Genomic DNA, 20,315 nt, shown 5'->3' on the forward strand with positions numbered 1-20,315 from the left:
ACATGGTTCGGTGACTCCCGCAGAACTCGCCGAGGTCGTCCTCACCGCAGCCCACGCCGTCTTCACCGAGCGGGGCCTGGACCGCTCCGCCCTGCCGGAGCGGACGGCGGTGGAGCGACCCCGAAACCCCGAGCACGGCGACTACGCCTCGACGCTGGCGCTCCAGCTCAGCAAGAAGGTGGGCGTGCCGCCGCGGGAGCTGGCCGCCGGCCTGGCCGAGCAGCTCGGCCGGGCCCCGGGGGTCAAGTCGGTGGAGATCGCCGGCCCGGGCTTCCTCAACATCCGTCTCGACGCGGCCGCCGCGGGCCAGCTCGCCCGCGCGATCGTCGAGGCGGGCGCGGAGTACGGCCGGAGCGACCGGCTCGCCGGGCAGAAGATCAACCTGGAGTTCGTGTCGGCGAACCCGACCGGCCCGGTGCACATCGGCGGGGTCCGCTGGGCGGCCGTGGGTGACGCGCTGAGCCGGCTGCTGCGCGCGACCGGCGCCGACGTCGGCACGGAGTACTACTTCAACGACGCCGGCTCGCAGATCGACCGCTTCGCCCGGTCACTGCTCGCCGCCGCCAAGGGCGAGCCCGCCCCCGAGGACGGCTACGCCGGGGCGTACATCGCGGAGATCGCGGAGCAGGTGAAGGCCCGGCGGCCGGAGGTGCTGACGCTCGACGACGCCGCCGCCCAGGAGGTGTTCCGGGTCGAGGGCGTCGAGCTGATGTTCGCCGAGATCAAGTCCTCGCTGCGCGACTTCGGCGTGGAGTTCGACACCTACTTCAACGAGAAGGACCTGCACGACCGGGGTGAGCTGGACCACGCGCTCAACCGGCTGCGGGAGCAGGGCAACACGTACGAGGCCGACGGCGCCGTCTGGCTGCGCACCACCGACTTCGGCGACGACAAGGACCGGGTGCTGCGCAAGTCCAACGGCGAGTGGACGTACTTCGCCGCCGACTGCGCGTACTACCTGGACAAGCGGGAGCGGGGCTTCGAGCGGGTCGTGATCATGCTCGGCGCCGACCACCACGGCTACCTCGGCCGGATGAAGGCGATGTCCGCCTGCTTCGGCGACGACCCGGCCCGCAACCTGGAGATCCTCATCGGCCAGCTGGTCAACCTGGTGCGCGACGGCGTGCCGGTGCGGATGAGCAAGCGGTTCGGCACCGTCGTCACCCTGGAGGACCTGGTCGAGGCGATCGGCGTGGACGCCTCCCGGTACGCGCTGGCGCGCTACTCCAGCGACTCGCCCATCGACATCGACATCGAGCTGTGGACGCGGGCCACCCGCGACAACCCGGTCTACTACGTGCAGTACGTCGCGGCCCGTACGGCGAGTGTCGGGCGCAACGCCGCGGAGGTCGGCCTGACCCGGGGCGACGCGGCGGCCTTCCGACCCGAGCTGCTCGACCACGAGAAGGAGAACGAGCTGCTCAAGGCGCTCGCCGAGTTCCCCGCGGTGGTGGCGGCCGCCGCCGAGCTGCGCGAGCCGCACCGGGTGGCGAGGTACCTGGAGGACCTGGCCGGGGCGTACCACCGGTTCTACGACAACTGCCGGATCCTGCCGCGCGGCGACGAGGAGGTCACCGACCTGCACCGCGCCCGGCTCTGGCTGAACGACGCGACCCGCGTGGTCATCGCCAACGGCCTGCACCTGCTCGGCGTCTCCGCCCCGGAGAGGATGTAACCCATGCGCGCTCACGAGGCCGGTGCCCTGCACGGGGACATCGGCAGCCGGGGGCCGGCCTGGCTGCGTACGCCGGTCGACGTCAACGCCCTGGTGCCGGCGCTGTGGCCGCGCAACGTCGCGCGCGGGGCCGACGGCGCGCTGGCGGTCGCGGGCCTCCCGGTCCGCGACGTCGCGGCCGAGTTCGGCACCCCGGTGTACGTGCTGGACGAGGACGACCTGCGCGGCCGCTGCCGTGACTTCCGCGCCGCGTTCCCCACCGAGGACGTCTACTACGCCGGCAAGGCGTTCCTCTGCCGCGCGGTGGTCCGGATGATCGCCGAGGAGGGCCTGTACCTCGACGTCTGCACCGGTGGGGAGCTGGCCACCGCGCTCTCGGCCGGGATGCCGCCGGAGCGGATCGGCTTCCACGGCAACAACAAGTCGGTCGGGGAGCTGACCCGGGCGCTGGACGCCGGGGTGGGCCGCATCATCGTCGACTCGTTCCAGGAGATCGACCGGCTGACGGCGCTGGCGCGGGAGCGGGGCGTCCGGCCGAGGGTGCTGGTCCGGGTGACCGTCGGCGTCGAGGCGCACACCCACGAGTTCATCGCCACCGCCCACGAGGACCAGAAGTTCGGCTTCTCGCTGGCCGGCGGCGCGGCGATCGCCGCCGCGCTGCGCATCCTCGACGAGGACGTGCTGGAGCTGCGTGGCCTGCACTCGCACATCGGGTCGCAGATTTTCGACGCGAGCGGCTTCGAGGTCTCCGCCCGCCGGGTGCTCGCGCTGCAGGCGCAGATCCGGGACGCGCGCGGCGTGGAACTGCCCGAGCTGGACCTGGGCGGCGGTTTCGGCATCGCGTACACGACCCAGGACGACCCGGCGACGCCGGCCGACCTGGCGAAGCGGCTGCGCAAGATCGTCGACTCGGAGTGCGCCGCCGAGCGGCTGGCCGTGCCGCACCTGTCCATCGAGCCGGGCCGGGCGATCGTCGGGCCGGCCGTGTTCACCCTGTACGAGGTGGGCACCGTCAAGGACGTCGACGGGATCCGGACGTACGTGAGCGTCGACGGGGGCATGAGCGACAACATCCGCACCGCGCTGTACGACGCGTCGTACTCGGCGACCCTGGCCTCCCGGGCGAGCGCTGCCGAGCCGATGCTTGCCCGCGTGGTGGGAAAGCATTGTGAGTCCGGGGACATCGTGGTGAAGGATGAATTCCTGCCCGCCGACGTGCAGCCCGGAGATCTTGTCGCGGTGCCGGGCACGGGTGCGTACTGCCGGAGCATGGCCAGCAACTACAACCACGTGCCGCGCCCGCCGGTCGTCGCGGTGCGGGACGGCCAGGCGCGCCTGATCGTCCGGCGGGAGACCGAAGAGGACCTGCTCGCTTTGGATGTGGGATGACGTCACCTGTGCGTTTGGCGCTGCTCGGCTGCGGCACGGTCGGCAGCGAGGTGGTCCGGCTGCTGCACGAGCAGTCCGCCGACCTCGCCGCCCGGATCGGCGCGCCGCTGGAGATCGCCGGCATCGCCGTCCGCCGGGTCGGCCGTGACCGCGGCGACCTGCCGGTCGACCCGACGCTGTTCACGACCGACCCGCTCGGCCTGATCAAACGCGACGACGTCGACGTCGTGGTGGAGATGGTCGGCGGCATCGAGCCGGCCCGGGGCTGGCTGGTGGAGGCGCTGCGGGCCGGCAAGAGCGTCGTCACGGCGAACAAGGCGCTCCTCGCCGAGGACGGCGGCGCGCTGCACGACGCGGCGGCCGAGGGCGGCGGCGACCTCTACTACGAGGCGGCGGTGGCCGGCGCGATCCCGCTGCTGCGGCCGCTGCGCGAGTCGCTGCACGGCGACCGGATCACCCGGGTCACCGGCATCGTCAACGGCACCACCAACTTCATCCTCTCCGCGATGGACGCCACCGGCGCCGGCTTCGCCGAGGCGCTGGAGGAGGCGACCGAGCTGGGGTACGCCGAGGCCGACCCGACGGCCGACGTGGAGGGTTTCGACGCGGCGGCGAAGGCCGCGATCCTCGCCTCGCTGGCGTTCCACACCCGGGTCAGCGCGGCCGACGTGCACCGCGAGGGCATCACCGAGGTCACCGCCGCCGACGTGGCCAGCGCCAAGGCGATGGGCTGCACCATCAAGCTGCTCTGCATCGCCGCCCGGGGCGCCGACGCGGCCGGCGGCGAGACGGTCAGCGTCCGGGTGCACCCGGCGATGATCCCGCTGACCCACCCCCTGGCCAGCGTCGGCGATGCGTTCAACGCGGTCTTCGTCGAGGCGGAGGCGGCCGGGCAGCTCATGTTCTACGGCCGGGGCGCGGGGGGCGCGCCGACCGCCAGCGCCGTGCTCGGCGACGTGGTGGCGGTCTCCCGCAACCGGCTCGCCGGGGTCCGGGCGGCCAGTGAGTCCGCGTACGCCGACCTGCCGGTGCGGCCGATGGGGGAGGCGCTGACGCGCTACCACATCAGCCTCGACGTGACCGACCGGCCGGGTGTGCTGGCGGCGGTGGCCGGTGTGTTCGCCCGGCACGACGTCTCGATCGCCACCGTCCGGCAGGGCCCCGCGGGGGGCGGCGCGGCCGGCCGTGGCGAGGACGCCGACCTGGTCATCGTCACCCACGTCGCGCCGGACGCCGCGCTCGCCGCGACCGTCCGCGAGCTGCGCGGGTTGGACATCGTCCGGTCGGTGGCCAGCGTGCTGCGGGTCGAGGGCGGGGCCTGACCCGTGTCCCGCCTGGTGGGTGGCGCAGGGTCCACCGGAGGCCGCCCGGGGCCGCTGGTCCAGGCTTGACGTGACCCGGCGCGGCCGGGAGCAGAGGCGGAGGAGTACGACATGTGGCGGGGTCTCATGGACGCGTACCGGGATCGGCTGCCGGTCACCGACGCCACTCCGGTCGTCACCCTGCATGAGGGGAACACGCCGCTGCTGCCCGCGCCGGTGCTGTCGTCCCGGATCGGCTGCGACGTCTGGCTGAAGGTCGAGGGGGCCAACCCGACCGGCTCCTTCAAGGACCGGGGCATGACGGTCGCGGTCTCCAAGGCGGTCGAGGCCGGCAACAAGGCGATCATCTGCGCGTCCACCGGCAACACCAGCGCCTCGGCCGCCGCGTACGCCGCCCGCGCCGGCCTGACCTGCGCGGTGCTCGTGCCGCAGGGCAAGATCGCGCTGGGCAAGCTCGCCCAGGCGCTCGTGCACGGCGCCCGGCTGCTCCAGGTGAGCGGCAACTTCGACGACTGCCTGGCGCTGGCCGCGAAGCTCGCCCAGGACTACCCGGTCGCCCTGGTCAACTCGGTGAACATCGACCGGCTGCACGGCCAGAAGACGGCCGCGTTCGAGATCGTCGAGGCGCTCGGCGACGCCCCGGACATCCACTGCCTGCCGGTCGGCAACGCCGGCAACATCTCCGCCTACTGGCTGGGCTACTCGGAGGAGCGGGACGCCGGCAACGTCACGAGGGCCCCGAAGATGTACGGCTTCCAGGCGTCCGGGGCGGCGCCGATCGTCACCGGCCAGGTGGTCCGTGAGCCGTCGACCATCGCCACCGCCATCCGGATCGGCAACCCGGCGAGCTGGACGAAGGCGCTCGACGCCCGGGACGCCTCCGGTGGCCTGATCGCCGCGGTCACCGACCGGGAGATCCTGGCCGCGTACCGGCTACTCGCCCGGGAGGTCGGGATCTTCGTCGAGTTGGGCAGCGCGGCCAGCGTCGCGGGGCTGCTCCAGCAGGCCGCCGCCGGCGCCGTGCCGGCCGGTTCGACGGTGGTCTGCACCGTCACCGGTCACGGCCTGAAGGACCCGGAGTGGGCCATCTCCACGGCCCCGGCACCGGTCACCATCGCCAACGATCCGCTGGCCGCGGCCCGCTCTCTCGACCTGGTGTGAACCGCTCCCGGTGACGGTCCCGTCGGCGGGACCGCTGTGGAGCCCCACAGAAACCCGCCGAGATCGGGTGGGGCACACTTTCCCCACCCCGCCCGCAGGTCCTCTCCAGGAGTGAGTCCAGCCGATGTCGCTGCTCGCCAGATTCAGTCTCGCCAACCGAGGGCTGGTCGCCCTCATCGCGGTGGTGGCCACGGCGTTCGGAGCGTTCGCCGTGCCGTCGCTGAAGCAGCAACTCCTGCCGTCGCTGGAGTTCCCGGCCGCGTTCGTCGTGGCGGCGTACCCCGGTGCCGGTCCGGAGGTCGTCGAGTCGCAGGTCACCGAGCCGATCGAGAACAGCCTCCAGGGCATCCCGGGGCTGGAGAAGATCACCTCGACCTCGCGTGAGGGTTCGACGACCGTCCAGGTGCAGTACGAGTTCGGCACCGACCTGGACGACGTGGTCAACAAGATGCAGACCGCGCTCAACCGCGTCGACGCCCAACTGCCCGAGGGGGTCGACCCCCAGGTCATCGCCGGTGGCACGGACGACCTGCCGGCGGTGGTGCTCGCCGCGTCCGGCGGCGACCTGCGCGCGCTCGGCGAGAAGCTCCGCGACACGGTCGTGCCCGAGCTGGAGGCGATCGAGGGTGTCCGTACCGTCGAGGTGACCGGCACCCGCGACGAGGTCGTGGCCGTCACGCCGGACCAGGCCAAGCTCGCGGCGGCCGGGATCCGGCCGAGCGCGATCGGTGAGGCGTTGCGGGCCAACGGCGTCGTGGTCCCCGCCGGTGCGGTGGTCGTCGAGGGCCGGACGCTCCCGGTCCAGGTCGGTACGCCGCTGGCCGACCTCGACGACCTGCGCAACCTGGTGCTCGCCCCGCCCGCGGTCCGCCTCGGGGACGTGGCGACCGTCGAGCAGCAGCCCGTGCCGGCCACGGCGATCACGCGGACCAACGGCAAGGAGAGCCTGGGCGTCGCCGTCACCGCGGCGCCGGACGGCAACGCGGTGGAGATCTCGCACGAGATCCGGGACCGGCTCGCCGACCTGCGCGGCGCGTCCGGCGCCGAGCTGACCGTCGTCTTCGACCAGGCGCCCTTCGTCGAGAAGTCGATCGAGAGCCTCACCACCGAGGGCCTGCTGGGTCTCGTGATGGCGGTCGTGGTGATCCTGGTCTTCCTGCTCTCGGTCCGGTCCACCGTCGTCACCGCGGTCTCCATCCCGCTGTCGGTGGTGGTCGCGTTGATCGCTTTGTGGATCGGCGACTACTCGCTCAACCTGCTCACCCTCGGCGCGCTGACGATCGCGGTCGGCCGGGTGGTGGACGACTCGATCGTGGTGCTGGAGAACATCAAACGGCACCTGGAGTACGGCGAGGCCAAGCGGGAGGCCATCCTCACCGCCGTCCGCGAGGTGGCCGGCGCGGTGACCGCCTCCACGCTCACCACCGTCGCCGTGTTCGCGCCGATCGCGCTGGTGGGCGGGTTCGTCGGGCAGCTGTTCGCGCCGTTCGCGATCACGGTCACGGTGGCCCTGCTCGCCTCGCTGCTGGTGTCGCTGACCGTCATCCCGGTGCTGGCGTACTGGTTCCTCAAGCCGGCCGGTGACATGAAGGCGGACGTACGCCGGGCGGCGGAGGAGAAGGAGCTGCGCAGCCCGTTGCAGCGGGGGTACCTGCCGGTCATCGGCTTCGCCACCCGTACCCGGGCCACCCGCTGGATCACCCTCGGGCTCGGCGTGCTGGTCCTCTTCGGCACGTTCGGCCTGTCCCGCCAGCTGGAGACCAACTTCCTGGACGACTCCGGCCAGGACACCCTGACCATCACCCAGGAGCTGCCGGCGGGCACCGGCCTGACCGGCACGGACGAGGCCGCCCGCAAGGTCGAGGCGGTGCTGGCCGGCACCGAGGGCGTCGAGACGTACCAGTTGACCGCCGGGTCCGGGGACACCCCGTGGGCCGGCACCGGCGGCAACAACGTCGCCACCTGGAACCTCGCGCTCGGCGGGGACACCGACGCGAAGGAGATGCGCGGCGTCCTGCGGGAGAAGTTCGACGCGCTCGGGTCGGGCGTCGGCGAGTTCCGGTTCGGGGCCGGGCAGGGCGGCGCCTCGGCCAACCAGCTCGAGGTGGTCGTGCAGGCCGCCGACCCGGCGACGTTGACCCGGGCCACCGACGAGGCCACGGCGGCGATGCGGGGCATCGCCGGCGTCGAGGACGTTACGACCAGCCTCGCCACGCAGGTGGACCGGGTCGAGGTCACCGTCGACCGGGCGAAGGCCGCCGGGGTTGGTCTCTCGGAGGCGGCCGTGGGGCAGCTGGTCGCACAGGCGTACCGGGGCACGCCGCTGGGTCAGGTGACGCTCGACGGCGGGCAGCAGGCCGTGGTGCTGCGCTCCACGGCGCAGCCGCCGCTCTCGCTCGACCAGCTCAAGGCCCTGCCGGTCGGTACGGTCACGCTGGGCGCGATCGCCGACGTCACCACGGTCGGCGGGCCGCAGCAGGTCACCCGGATCGACGGCGAGCGCAGCGTGTCGGTCAGCGGTACGGCCACCGGCTCCAACCTCGGAGGGATCAGTCAGGACCTGCAGAAGAAGCTGGACGCGATCGACGTGCCGGGGGCGACCTTCGCGATCGGCGGGGTCAGCGCGGACCAGGAGGAGGCCTTCGCCGACCTGGGCCTGGCGGTGCTGGCCGCCATCGCGATCGTCTTCCTGATCATGGTGGCGACGTTCCGGAGCCTGACCCAGGCGCTGATCCTGCTGGTCTCCGTTCCGTTCGCGGCGACCGGGGCGATCGGCCTGCTGCTGGCCACCGGCACCCCGCTGGGGGTTCCCGCGTTGATCGGCGTGCTCATGCTCGTCGGCATCGTGGTGACCAACGCGATCGTGCTGCTCGACCTGATCAACCAGTACCGGGCGCAGGGCATGGGCGTCCGGGAGGCGGTCGTCGAGGGCGGTCGCCGCAGGTTGCGGCCGATCCTGATGACCGCCGTCGCCACGATCTTCGCGCTGCTGCCGATGGGGTTGGGCCTCACCGGTGAGGGCGGTTTCATCTCGAAGCCGCTGGCGATCGTGGTGATCGGTGGTCTGCTCAGCTCGACGCTGCTCACCCTGGTCCTGGTGCCGACCCTGTACGCGATGGTGGAGCACACGAAGGAGTCGCTCCGGGCCCGCCGCGACCGCCGACGCGGGGTGGTGCCCGGGGCTCCGGCCGGCCCGTCCACGGACGCCGGGTCGGCGCCGGACGAGCCGACCGCCGAGCCGACCGCCGAGCCGGAGCCGGCTGCGACCGGCGCCGGGAGGACCGGGTCGGGCGCCGGGACCGCCGCGTCGGCCGCCGGGTCGGGCAGCGCGTCCACGGGGCGGCCGGCTCCCTCGGCGGCGCTGGTCGACGGCACCGACCAGTTCGAGGTGCTGCGGCTGCCCAAGAGCCGCACGTCGCCGCTGCCGCCGACCGAGTAGGGCTGCTCGCCTCGGACGCCCCCGACCAGCGGTCGGGGGCGTCCGCCGGCTCCGGGCCCCGGCGGAGCCGCGTTGACCGACTCCGGGCCGGGGGTGTCCGAGCGCCCGGACCCCCCGGTGGGCGGTGGCCGACCGGCGGCAGGCCACCGCGGCCTGCGGACAACCGGGTCCGGACCACGGCGTGGCGATCCAGGTCTGCGTGCTGTCCGCGCACCGACGGAACGTGAGGCGCCGGCTGGGTAGGGTGCGGTCGTGCCGTCCATCCTCTCGGTCCTGCGCCGCAACCGGAACTTCCGCAACCTCTTCCTGGCCGAGCTGGTGGTCTTCGGCGCCGACTGGTTCGTCATGGTCCCGCTGCTGGTGCTCCTGCCGTCGCTGACCGGCAGCGGGGTGTGGGGGGCACTGGTCCTCGCCGTGGACACCGGCATCGTGGCGCTGCTGCTGCCGTACACCGGGACGGTGGCCGACCGCTTCGACCGCCGCAAGATCATGATCGGGGCCAACATCGCCGCCCTGCTCGGCGTGCTGCTGCTGTTGGGCGTACGCAGCGCCGGCACGGCGTGGCTGGCGATGGTCGGCATCGGCGTGGTGGCGGTCGCCAAGGCCTTCTACTCACCGGCCGCCCAGGCCGCCCTGCCGAACGTGCTCGACGCCGACGAGCTGGCCGCCGGCAACGCGGTCGCGGGCTCCGCCTGGGGCACGATGACGATCGTCGGCGCGTCGCTCGGCGGTGTGCTGAGCAGCGCCGTCGGCCCGTACGCCTGCTTCTGGGTCGGGGTGGGCGGCCTGGCCCTGGCGGCGGGCCTGGCGACGCGGATCCGCCGGCCGTTGCAGGCGCCCCGGGACCGGGACCGGCCGGTGCAGCAGACCTGGGTGGCCGTCCGCGAGGCGCTCGGCTACATCGGGCACCGGCCCCGGGTACTGGCTCTGGTGACGGTGAAGTCCGCGGTCGGTCTCGGCAACGGGGTGCTGACGGTGTTCCCGCTGCTGGCCGGCGTCTACGGCGCGGGCGCGGCCGGCGCCGGCCTGCTCTTCGCGGTACGCGGCGCCGGGGCGCTGGTGGGCCCGATCCTGATGCGGCGGGTGTTGGGCAACCGGGCCTGGCTGCTGCCCGGCCTGGCGTTGTCCATGTCGCTCTACGGGCTGGCCTATCTCGGCACCTCGGTCGTCGACTGGTTCCCGCTGGTGCTCGCGCTGGTCTTCGTGGCGCATTTCGCGGGTGGCAGCAACTGGGTGATGTCGAACTTCGCCCTGCAGGGCGAGGTGCCGGACCGGCTGCGGGGCCGGGTCTTCGCCACCGACATGATGCTGGCGACGCTGGCCATCTCGGTGAGCCAGCTTGTGGTGGCGTCCGTGGTCGACATCGTCGACGAGCGCGTGGTGCTGGCCGGCTGCGGCCTGGTCACCCTGGTCTACGCGGTCGGCTGGCGGATCGCCACCCGGAAGCTCTCCCTCACCGACCCGGTCCCCGAGCCGGATCCGTCGGTCGCGCGGTAGGCGCCGTTCCGGCCGGTCCCACGGTGCGGGCAGAGATCCGGGACGTCGGTGCCCGGCCCTAGCATGAGCCCGTGCCCACAATTTTCACGCCCGACCCGGTCCGGGTGCGGGTCCCCGCCACCAGTGCCAACCTCGGGCCCGGGTTCGACGCCCTGGGGTTGGCGCTGGCGCTGCACGACGACGTCGCCGCCGAGGTCACCACCGACGGTGTCACCGTGAGCGTGACCGGTGAGGGGGCCGGCGACCTGCCCGACGACGAGCGGCACTTGGTGGTGAGCGCCATGCGGGCCGCCTTCGACGAGCTCGGTGGCCAGCCACCGGGGCTGTCGGTGGAGTGCGTCAACCGCATCCCGCAGGCACGCGGGCTCGGCTCCTCGTCGGCGGCGATCGTCGCGGGTGTGCTGCTGGCCCGGGGGCTGGTGGTCGACGGGGGCCGCCGGATGGACGACGCGGCGGTGCTCCGGCTCGCCGCCCGGATCGAGGGCCATCCGGACAATGTGGCGCCCTGCCTGCTCGGCGGGTTCACCGTGGCGTGGACGGAGCCGGCCGGTGCCCGGGCGGTGTCGCTGCCCGTCGCCGACGGCGTCCGGCCGACGGTCTTCGTGCCGGCCGGGCGTGGGCTCACGGCCGCGGCGCGGGCCGCGCTGCCGCCGACGGTGCCGCACGGCGACGCGGCGTTGACCGCGGGCCGGGCCGCGTTGCTCGTGCACGCTCTCACCGCGGCGCCGGAGCTGTTGCTGCCGGCCACGGTCGACCGGCTGCACCAGGGCTACCGGGCCGAGGGCATGCCGGAGACGGCTGCACTGGTGAATGAGCTGCGTGGGGCTGGTGTGGCGGCTGTGGTCTCCGGTGCGGGGCCGACCGTGCTGGCGTTGTCCGAGCCGCCCGCCGACCTGCATCCGGGAACAGATTGGCAGGTCTGGCGGTTGCCGATAGAGGCACACGGCGCCCGGGTCGTCCGGGGTAGACTGGGACACGCGGAGCGGGACCCTGTTGCCGCAGGTCGGAAGAGTTGATTACGCTCTAGACTTAGCACAGCCGCGAAGCATGCGATCTTCCTGCGGGTCGGCGCACCCCCGAAGCTTTCGGCGGTCAGCCCGTCACCCCTGCCTAGGCCCACGCCGCACCGCAGTCTTCACAGGTCGCCGCAGACGGCGGATCCCGCCCACCACGACGGTGAGTCGGGAAAGCGACCGGCTGCTGTGTCACAGACTCCCGCGACGCGTCCTTGCGAGGCGGGTGCACCGAGGCCGCCCGGCCACCTGCATGTCGATCCGGGCAGTCCCGGCCAATCGAGGGAAGGAATCCATTGAGCGACACCACCGACGTGACGTCGGATGTTTCCAACGTCGCTGATGCCACGTCCGCTGCTCCGACCCGTCGGCGACGCAGTGGCACCGGCCTGTCGGCGATGCTGCTGCCGGAGCTCCAGAGCCTGGCCGCGTCGCTCGGCATCTCGGGCACGGCTCGCATGCGCAAGGGCGAGCTGATCAGCGCGATCTCCGAGCGCCAGGGCGGCGGGGCCGCCACCGGAACCCCTCGACCGCGGGCCGAGGTGGCGGCTGCGGCCGCCCCTGCCCGGGAGGAGGTCCACGCCGAGGTCCGCGAGCCGGCCGAGCGGCCGGAGGCGGCTGAGCGGCGGGCGGAGCAGCCGGCCGAGTCGGCGCCCGCCGAGACGACCGGTCGCACCCGCGGCCGGCGCGGCCGCGGGGCCGGCGAGGCCCGGGGCGGCGAGGCCGGCGAGACGCGGGCCGAGACCCGGCCCGAGGAGGCCGAGGCCGGCGAGCGGGGCGAGGGCCGTGGCGGCCGTGAGCGGGCCGAGCGCGGCGCCGAGCGCGGTGACCGTAACGAGCGGGCCGAGCGCGGTGAGCGCGGTGAGCGGGCCGAGCGCGGTGAGCGGGCCGATCGCGGTGACCGTAACGAGCGGGCCGAGCGCGGCGAGCGCGGTGACCGTAACGAGCGGGCCGAGCGTGCTGACCGCGGCGACCGCAACGAGCGCGGCGACCGCAACGGTGACCGGGGCCAGCGCGCCGAGCGCGACGGCGACGGCGACGACGACGGCGAGGGCGGCGGCCGGCGCGGCCGGCGCAGCCGTTTCCGGGACCGTCGGCGGGGCCGTGGTGAGCGGGCCGAGGGCGGCGACGGCGGCCGCGAGCCGCAGGTCAGCGAGGACGACGTGCTCGTTCCGGTGGCCGGCATCATCGACGTGCTCGACAACTACGCCTTCGTCCGGACCACCGGCTACCTGGCCGGCCCGAACGACGTCTACGTCTCCATGTCCCAGATCAAGAAGTACGGTCTGCGGCGCGGCGACGCGATCACCGGTGCGGTGCGTGCGGCGCGCGACGGCGAGCAGCGGCGCGACAAGTACAACCCGCTCGTCCGGCTGGACACCATCAACGGGATGGAGCCGGAGGAGGCGAAGCGCCGGCCGGAGTTCTACAAGCTGACCCCGCTCTACCCGCAGGATCGGCTGCGCCTGGAGACCGAGCCGCACATCCTCACCACCCGGGTGATCGACCTGGTCATGCCGATCGGCAAGGGCCAGCGGGCGCTCATCGTCTCGCCGCCGAAGGCCGGTAAGACGATGGTGCTCCAGGCGATCGCGAACGCGATCACCCGCAACAACCCGGAGTGCCACCTGATGGTGGTGCTGGTGGACGAGCGGCCCGAAGAGGTCACCGACATGCAGCGGTCGGTGAAGGGCGAGGTCATCGCGGCGACGTTCGACCGTCCGCCGCAGGACCACACCACCGTCGCGGAGCTGGCGATCGAGCGGGCGAAGCGCCTGGTCGAGCTGGGCCACGACGTGGTCGTCCTGCTCGACTCGGTGACCCGGCTCGGCCGGTCGTACAACCTGGCGGCGCCGGCCAGCGGCCGGATCATGTCGGGTGGTATCGACTCGACCGCGCTGTACCCGCCGAAGCGGTTCCTGGGTGCGGCCCGCAACATCGAGAACGGCGGCTCGCTGACCATCCTCGCCACCGCGCTGGTGGAGACCGGTTCGATGGCGGACACGGTCATCTTCGAGGAGTTCAAGGGCACCGGTAACGCGGAGCTGAAGCTGGACCGGAAGATCGCTGACAAGCGGACCTTCCCGGCCATCGACATCCACCCGTCCGGCACGCGCAAGGAGGAGATCCTGCTCGCGCCGGAGGAACTGGCCATCGTCCACAAGCTCCGGAAGGTGCTGCACTCGCTGGACTCGCAGGCGGCGCTCGACCTCCTGCTGGACCGGCTGAAGCAGTCGCGTACGAACATCGAGTTCCTGATGCAGATCGCGAAGTCGACGCCGGGGGAGTGACCCTCCCTGCCGGGGCGGGATGAGACGAGGGGGCGCGGCCAGTCGGCCGCGCCCCCTCGCTGTCGGTCCACCCGGGCGGACGGGCGCCCGAGCCGCCGGTGACGAAGTTTTCCTTCGCTTCAGCTATCCAGTATTGAAACTTCTGTTCATCGTCGGGTTGACTGTGGTCCATGCGTACCCGCAGACGATCCACCCGGCTCGCCGGCGTCCTGCTGCTGACGCCGCTGCTCACCACGGCCACCGCCGTCCCGATCCCCGCCGCCGCGGTGGCCGCGCCCGCCAACACCCTGTCCGCCACGGCCGCCGAGGACACACCCCGCGCCTCGTCCCACCCCGCAGGCGCGGTCACGCTGGCGGCGGACCCGGCGGGGGCCACCCGCGCGGCCCGGACCACGACCGGCGTCGAGCCGGCCGGGGGCCTGGAGACCACGAAGACCACCCGCCCGGTGGCGCCGGGCCTCGACCTCACCTCCGTCGACCGGTACGACGCCGACGGCTGGCTGCGCGCCGACGCGCTCACCGCCGAACTGTCCGGCGGTGTCACCGTCGACTACGTCAACTCCGGCGTGGTCAGCAAGGCGGAGCCCCTGCGCGCTGCGGCCGACCGCACCCGCGCCGTGGCCGCCGTGAACGGCGACTTCTTCGACATCAACAACTCGGGCGCCGCCCAGGGCGTCGGCATCCAGGACGGCCAGCTCGTCCAGTCCGCCGTCGCCGGGCACCGCAACGCGGTCGCCGTCACCACCGAGGGGCTCGGCCGCGTCGTCGAGGTGCACTTCGAGGGCACTGCGACGCTGCCCACCGGTCCGGTGCCACTGACCCAGTTCAACAACATGGTCCAGGCGAACGGGATCGGCGTGTTCACCGCGCTCTGGGGGGCGTACACCCGGGAACGTCCCGTGGCGGGCGCCACCCGCGTCACCGAGGTCGCGGTGGTCGACGGTCGCGTGACCAGCGTCGCCACCACGGCCGGCAGCGGCCCGATCCCCGCCGGCACCACCGTGCTGCTCGGCCGGGACGCCGGCGCCGACGCCCTCGCCGGGCTGCACCCCGGCGACCCGGTGACCGTCGCCTACCGGCCGAGGCCCGCCGACGGCGGCACCCTGCACGCGGCGGTCGGCGGCGGCAACGTGCTGGTCCGCGACGGCGTGGTGCAGAGCATCGCCGACCCCACGCTGGCGCCGCGGACCGCGGTCGGCTTCTCCGCCGACGGCCAGAAGATGATCATGCTGACGGTGGACGGGCGGCAGGTCGACAGCCGCGGCGTCACCCAGACCGAGATGGGCCGGATGATGGCCGAACTCGGCGCCCACCACGCGCTGAACCTCGACGGCGGCGGCTCCTCGACGCTGCTCGCCCGCGAACCGGGCGCGGCCGGCGTGCAGGTGGAGAACAGCCCGTCCGACGGCACCGAGCGCGCCGTCCCCAACGGCCTCGCCCTCTACGCCCCGCAGGGCAGCGGCCGGCTCACCGGGTACTGGCTGGAGACCGCGAGCGACCCCACCAGCGCGCCGGGCGTCTCGCCCGTGCGCGGCGGCCGGCCCGACCGGGTCTTCCCCGGCCTGACCCGCCGGATCACCGCCGCCGGGCACGACGAGACGTACGGGCCGGCGGCCGGCGAGCCGACCTGGCGGGCCAACCCGGCCGGGCACGGGAAGGTGAACGACGGCGTGTTCCGGGCCGGCCTGCCCGGCCAGGTCACCGTCACGGCGTCGCGGGGCGGCGCGCGAGGCACCCTCGACCTCACCGTGCTCGGGCCGCTGAGCCGGATCGACTCCACCGTGGACCGGGTCGGCCTGGACGGCACCGACGGAACGGCCCTCCTCGGTGTGGTCGGCTACGACGCCGAGGGCAACACCGCGCCGATCGAGCCCGCCGACCTGACCCTCGACTACGACCGGGACCTGCTGCGCATCACGCCGACCGCCGACGGCAACCTGACGGTGACGGCGCTGCGGGACACCGGCTCCGCGCTGGTCACCGTCCGCGTCGGGCGCAGCACCACCGTCGTCCCCGTCACCGTCGGGCTCGACGACGTGCCGGTGGCCACCTTCGACGACGCCGCGTCGTGGCGGTTCAGCCAGGCCCGGGCCAGCGGCTCCGTCGCGCCGGCGCCGGGCCGCACCGGCGCCGGCCTGCGGATGACGTACGACTTCAGCCAGTCCACCGGCACCCGGGCCGCGTACGCCGACCCGCCCACCTGGATCGACGTGCCCGGTCAGCCGCAGGCGTTCGGCATGTGGATCCACGGCAACGGCACCGGGGAGTGGCCGAGCCTGCACCTGCACGACGCGCAGAACACGCAGCACGTGCTGCGGGGGCCGCTGGTGACCTGGACGGGCTGGCGGTACGTCGAGTTCACCGTGCCCTCCGGCGTGCAGTACCCGCTGCGGGTCCGCCGCTTCTACGTCGCCGAGACCCGGGCGGACGCGCAGTACCGCAGCGAGGTCGTCATCGACGACCTGGTGGCGAAGGTGCCGCCGACGGTCGACGTGCCGGCCGAGGCGCCGCGGACCGACCGGGTGGTCGTCCGCGAGGGCACCGTGGACGGGGCGCCCTGGCGGTTCGCGGTGCTCTCCGACGCCCAGTTCGTCGCGGCGAACCCGGACAGCGACCTGGTCGCCCAGGCCCGCCGTACGCTCCGCGAGGTCAAGGCCGCCAAGCCGGACTTCGTGCTGGTCAACGGCGACTTCGTGGACACCGCGTACCCGGCGGACTTCGCCCTCGCGAAGCGGCTGTTCGACGAGGAACTCGGCGGGGAGGTGCCCTACCACTACGTCCCCGGCAACCACGAGATCATGGGCGCGCCGATCGACAACTTCCGGGCGGTGTTCGGCGCCACCGAGCGGGTCTTCGACCACAAGGGAACCCGCTTCGTCACCCTCAACTCGTCCACCGGCACCCTGCGCGGCGGCGGATTCGAGCAGGTGCGGATGCTCCGCGAGGCGCTGGACTCGGCCGCCAAGGATCCCACCGTCGGCTCGGTGGTCGTGCTGCACCACCACCCGCCCCGCGACCCCAGCCCGGTCAAGGCGAGCCAGCTCGGTGACCGCAAGGAGGCGGCCCTGCTGGAGCAGTGGCTGGCCGACTTCCAGCACCGGACCGGCAAGGGGGCGCTCTTCATCGGCGCCCACGTCGGCACGTTCCACGCCGACCGGGTGGACGGGGTGCCGTACGTCGTCAACGGCAACTCGGGGAAGAACCCGTCCAGCCCGGCCGACCAGGGCGGCTTCACCGGCTGGAGCGAGTACGGCGTGGACCCGGTGACCCCGGCGGAGGCCGACCGGGCCCGGCGGAACCCGCTCGCCGAGGGCCCGCGCTGGGTCGACGCGGAGTTCCACGCCCACGCCGACCAGGTCACGGTGACCGCCCCGCCGACCGTCCCGGTCGGCGCCCCGGCGACCGTCACCGCGACGGTGACCCAGCCCGGCGGCCGTACGGTGCCGGTGGCCGCCCCGGTCAGCGCGGACTGGTCGGCGTCGCCGAACGTGCACGTCGGCTCGCTGCTCGGGCTCCGGCCCTGGCACGTGGCCCGGTTCGACCCGGCCACCGGCCGGCTCACCGCGCTGCGCCCGGGCGCCTCGGTGAAACTCGCCGTCGAGGTCAACGGCGTCCGCGCCGAGGCAACCGTCGCCCTCACCGCCGCAGCCGAGGCACCCGCCGCCTGAGGCGTAAGGAAGGGCCCCCTATTAACGCCTCATGCAGAGGAAGGGCCCCTTATTAACACCACACCCTGAGGGCCCGCACCGAACCCGGTGCGGGCCCTCAGGTGTTAACAGGGGACCCTTGCTCTACCGGAGGCGTTAATAGGGGGCCCTTCCTTACCCCTCAGAAGTCGCCGTCGGCGACTTGGAAGACGGTCAGGCCCAGCTCACGCCACATCCGCACCACCTGCATCCGGTCGTCGAAGACGCCGACGACGCGGTACCGGTCCTTGACCTCGCGCTCGTAGATCTCCCGCTTGACGATCGAGTCCTTCCGCGAGTCGCCGACCGCCCGCAGGTGCAGCGCCAGGTAGGGGACCTCGACGTGCCGGTCCAGCCACGCCTCCGTGGTGGCGCGGGCCGACGCGTCCCGGCCCGAGCAGAAGATGACGCCGTATCCGGCGGCGTGCATCGCCCGGACCGCCGAGATCACCGCCGGGTTCGGCTCGTCCTCGCCGACCCGGGTCATGTCGTACGGACTGCGGGAGACGTTCAACGCGACGGTCCCGTCGATGTCGACCAGGACGATCTCGGGCGGCTCGTCGGACGGAGGGTGCACCTGTGCCGGCCGCCCCGCCCGTGCCGTGGGCACCGGTAACGGCAGCGGTCGCCCTTCCAGGTAGCGCTCGTGCAGGCGGAGGATCGCCGCCTCGCCGACGCGGTCGGCCTCCGGCCGGGTGGCGTCGCGACGCAGGCACTCCTCCAGCGGCACGTCGGTGAAGTCGTGCACCTCGAACTCCGCGCCGTACCGGGCGGCCAGGTCGGCCCAGTCCCGCAGGGTCCGCGACCGAAGGTTGGTGTCGTCCACGCAGACGTCCGCCCCGGAGCGCAGCAGCGCCTCCACCTGGGCCCGCTGCACGAGCGTCACCTGCCACTCGGCCCGCTGGGTGAACAACCGCTCGCCGTGCAGCATCCGGCGCAGGTCGTCCCGGTTCACCCGGACCACGGACGGTTGCAGTTTCCGGGCGAACGTGGTCTTGCCGGAGGCGGGGAGCCCCCGGGTGGCGATCAGGCGGGCCATCAGTCACTCCGTGTCGTCCGTCGGGGTCGGCCGTGTCCCGGTGAATGCCCGGCCCCGGGCCGGGAATGCGGGAGGACGGGCGTACGTTGTCGATGCCGGACCCGTTGTGCGGCCCGATTGCCGGGTCGGCGTACGCCCATGGCACACTGGTCAATCGGCCACCGGTACCGGTTCACGCCCTGCACCGTCGGAGCACGTGACGGGGGCGACCCGGCGACCACCGACGAGAGGACCGAGGCGACATGAAGTCCAACATCCACCCGGAGTACGTGACCACCGACGTCACCTGCTCCTGCGGCAACACTTTCACCACCCGTAGCACCGCCAAGGGCGGCACCATCCACGTCGAGACGTGCAGCGCCTGCCACCCGTTCTACACGGGCAAGCAGCGCGTCCTGGACACCGCCGGCCGGGTGGCGAAGTTCCAGCAGAAGTACGCCAAGGTTCAGGCCAAGAAGGGCAAGTAACCTTCCGTTCGGCGCCCGCGTCCGGTTTCCCGCCGGACGCGGGCGCCGTCCGTATTCCGACCCCCCGGGGCGCCGCCGCCCGCCCGGGGCCGCCACCCGCCCGCTATCGGGGCATCAACCGTCCAGCGCCGTCGTCGAAGGAGCATCGCCCATGAGCAGCGAGCGTCTGGCCGCCCTCCTCGACGAGTACGCCGAGCTGGAGAAGCGGCTGGCCGACCCGGCCATCCACGCCGACCAGAACACGGCCCGCCGGGTCGGCCGCCGGTACGCGGAGCTGGTGCCGCTGCACAAGGCCGCCGCCGAGCTGGAGCAGGCCCGGGCGGACCTGACGGCGGCGAAGGAGCTGGCCGCTGAGGACGCGGCCTTCGCCGCCGAGGCGGAGGCCATCGCGGCGACGCTGCCGGCGCTGGAGGAGCGGCTCGCCGAGCTGCTCATCCCGCGTGACCCGCACGACGCCAAGGACGTGATCGTCGAGATCAAGGCGGGGGAGGGCGGTGAGGAGTCCGCCCTCTTCGCGGGCGACCTGCTGCGGATGTACACCCGGTACGCGGAGCGCCGCGGCTGGCTCGTCGAGGTGATCGACGCGCAGGACTCGGACCTGGGCGGGGTCAAGGACGTCTCGCTGGCCATCAAGACCAAGGGCGTGCCGGAGGGCGGCAACGGCGTGTGGTCCCGGCTCAAGTGGGAGGGTGGCGTGCACCGCGTGCAGCGCGTGCCGGTCACCGAGTCGCAGGGCCGCATCCACACCAGCGCGGCCGGCGTGCTGGTGCTGCCGGAGGCCGAGGACGTCGACGTCACGATCGACCCGAACGACCTGCGGATCGACGTGTTCCGCTCGTCGGGCCCCGGCGGCCAGTCGGTGAACACCACGGACTCGGCGGTGCGGATCACCCACCTGCCGACCGGCATCGTGGTCTCCTGCCAGAACGAGAAGTCCCAGCTGCAGAACCGTGAGCAGGCGATGCGGATCCTGCGCGCCCGGCTGCTGGCGGCGGCCCAGGAGCAGGCCGACGCGGCCGCCTCGGACGCCCGCAAGGCGCAGGTGCGGACGGTGGACCGCTCCGAGCGGATCCGCACGTACAACTTCCCGCAGAACCGGATCACCGATCACCGGATCGGCTACACCGCGTACAACCTGGACCTGGCGCTCGCCGGGGACCTCGACGGCGTGCTGGACGCGCTCGCCGAGGCCGACCGGGCCGCCCGTCTCGCGGGCGACGCCGAGCTGTCCCGCCGCTGACCGCCGCGGGGCTCGCGGGGCGATCAGCGGCGCGCGGGCTCGCGGGGCGCGCGCGGGGCGATCAGCGGCGCGCGGGCTCGCGGGGCGCGCGCGGGG

12 protein-coding genes are annotated in these 20,315 nt (G+C 73.4%); 11 read left to right on the forward strand and 1 reads right to left on the reverse strand.

Features of this window, described 5'->3' with window-relative positions; translation table 11 throughout:
- The first annotated feature begins 10 nt into the window (after positions 1–10).
- From argS to ACN26Y_RS12860, 9 genes are all read left to right on the forward strand, one after another.
- Entirely contained in the window at positions 11–1,675 is a 1,665-nt protein-coding gene (gene argS, locus ACN26Y_RS12820) for an arginine--tRNA ligase (protein ID WP_155330501.1), read from the forward strand.
- Positions 1,676–1,678: 3 nt separating this feature from the next.
- Entirely contained in the window at positions 1,679–3,064 is a 1,386-nt protein-coding gene (gene lysA / locus ACN26Y_RS12825) for a diaminopimelate decarboxylase (RefSeq protein ID WP_422734755.1), read from the forward strand.
- An 8-nt stretch (positions 3,065–3,072) separates the two neighbouring features.
- Positions 3,073–4,386: a homoserine dehydrogenase gene (locus ACN26Y_RS12830; RefSeq protein WP_196255903.1), complete on the forward strand. Its 1,314-nt coding sequence runs from the start codon at positions 3,073–3,075 to the stop codon at positions 4,384–4,386.
- Between the two features lie 111 nt (positions 4,387–4,497).
- Positions 4,498–5,547, forward strand: coding sequence for a threonine synthase (gene thrC, locus ACN26Y_RS12835; protein WP_422734756.1), 1,050 nt, complete (start codon positions 4,498–4,500; stop codon positions 5,545–5,547).
- A 124-nt stretch (positions 5,548–5,671) separates the two neighbouring features.
- Complete coding sequence (locus tag ACN26Y_RS12840) at positions 5,672–8,986, forward strand: efflux RND transporter permease subunit (protein ID WP_155330505.1); 3,315 nt, start codon at positions 5,672–5,674, stop codon at positions 8,984–8,986.
- Between the two features lie 252 nt (positions 8,987–9,238).
- Complete coding sequence (locus ACN26Y_RS12845; RefSeq protein ID WP_155330506.1) at positions 9,239–10,483, forward strand: MFS transporter; 1,245 nt, start codon at positions 9,239–9,241, stop codon at positions 10,481–10,483.
- Positions 10,484–10,554: 71 nt separating this feature from the next.
- Positions 10,555–11,499 carry a homoserine kinase gene (thrB, locus tag ACN26Y_RS12850; protein ID WP_155330507.1) on the forward strand — a complete coding sequence of 315 codons (945 nt, stop codon included), beginning with the start codon at positions 10,555–10,557 and terminating at the stop codon, positions 11,497–11,499.
- Between the two features lie 293 nt (positions 11,500–11,792).
- Complete coding sequence (gene rho, locus ACN26Y_RS12855) at positions 11,793–13,787, forward strand: transcription termination factor Rho (RefSeq protein ID WP_155330508.1); 1,995 nt, start codon at positions 11,793–11,795, stop codon at positions 13,785–13,787.
- A gap of 170 nt (positions 13,788–13,957) precedes the next feature.
- The gene (locus ACN26Y_RS12860; protein ID WP_155330509.1) at positions 13,958–17,455 is read left to right on the forward strand and encodes a phosphodiester glycosidase family protein; all 3,498 of its coding nucleotides are present in this window, start codon (positions 13,958–13,960) and stop codon (positions 17,453–17,455) included.
- A 160-nt stretch (positions 17,456–17,615) separates the two neighbouring features.
- On the opposite strand, the gene ACN26Y_RS12865 is transcribed toward ACN26Y_RS12860, so the two are convergent.
- On the reverse strand, positions 17,616–18,512 hold the full coding sequence (locus tag ACN26Y_RS12865) for an AAA family ATPase (RefSeq protein ID WP_155330510.1): 897 nt from the start codon (positions 18,510–18,512) through the stop codon (positions 17,616–17,618).
- Positions 18,513–18,754: 242 nt separating this feature from the next.
- Between ACN26Y_RS12865 and rpmE the strand changes: the two genes are divergently transcribed.
- Both rpmE and prfA read left to right on the forward strand, forming a co-directional pair.
- On the forward strand, positions 18,755–18,979 hold the full coding sequence (gene rpmE, locus ACN26Y_RS12870; protein ID WP_155330511.1) for a 50S ribosomal protein L31: 225 nt from the start codon (positions 18,755–18,757) through the stop codon (positions 18,977–18,979).
- Positions 18,980–19,130: 151 nt separating this feature from the next.
- Positions 19,131–20,219, forward strand: a complete 1,089-nt coding sequence (gene prfA / locus ACN26Y_RS12875; RefSeq protein WP_155330512.1) for a peptide chain release factor 1 — start codon at positions 19,131–19,133, stop codon at positions 20,217–20,219.
- Positions 20,220–20,315 lie beyond the last annotated feature (96 nt).

Source organism: Micromonospora sp. WMMD558, assembly GCF_049315255.1.
GTDB lineage: Bacteria > Actinomycetota > Actinomycetes > Mycobacteriales > Micromonosporaceae > Micromonospora.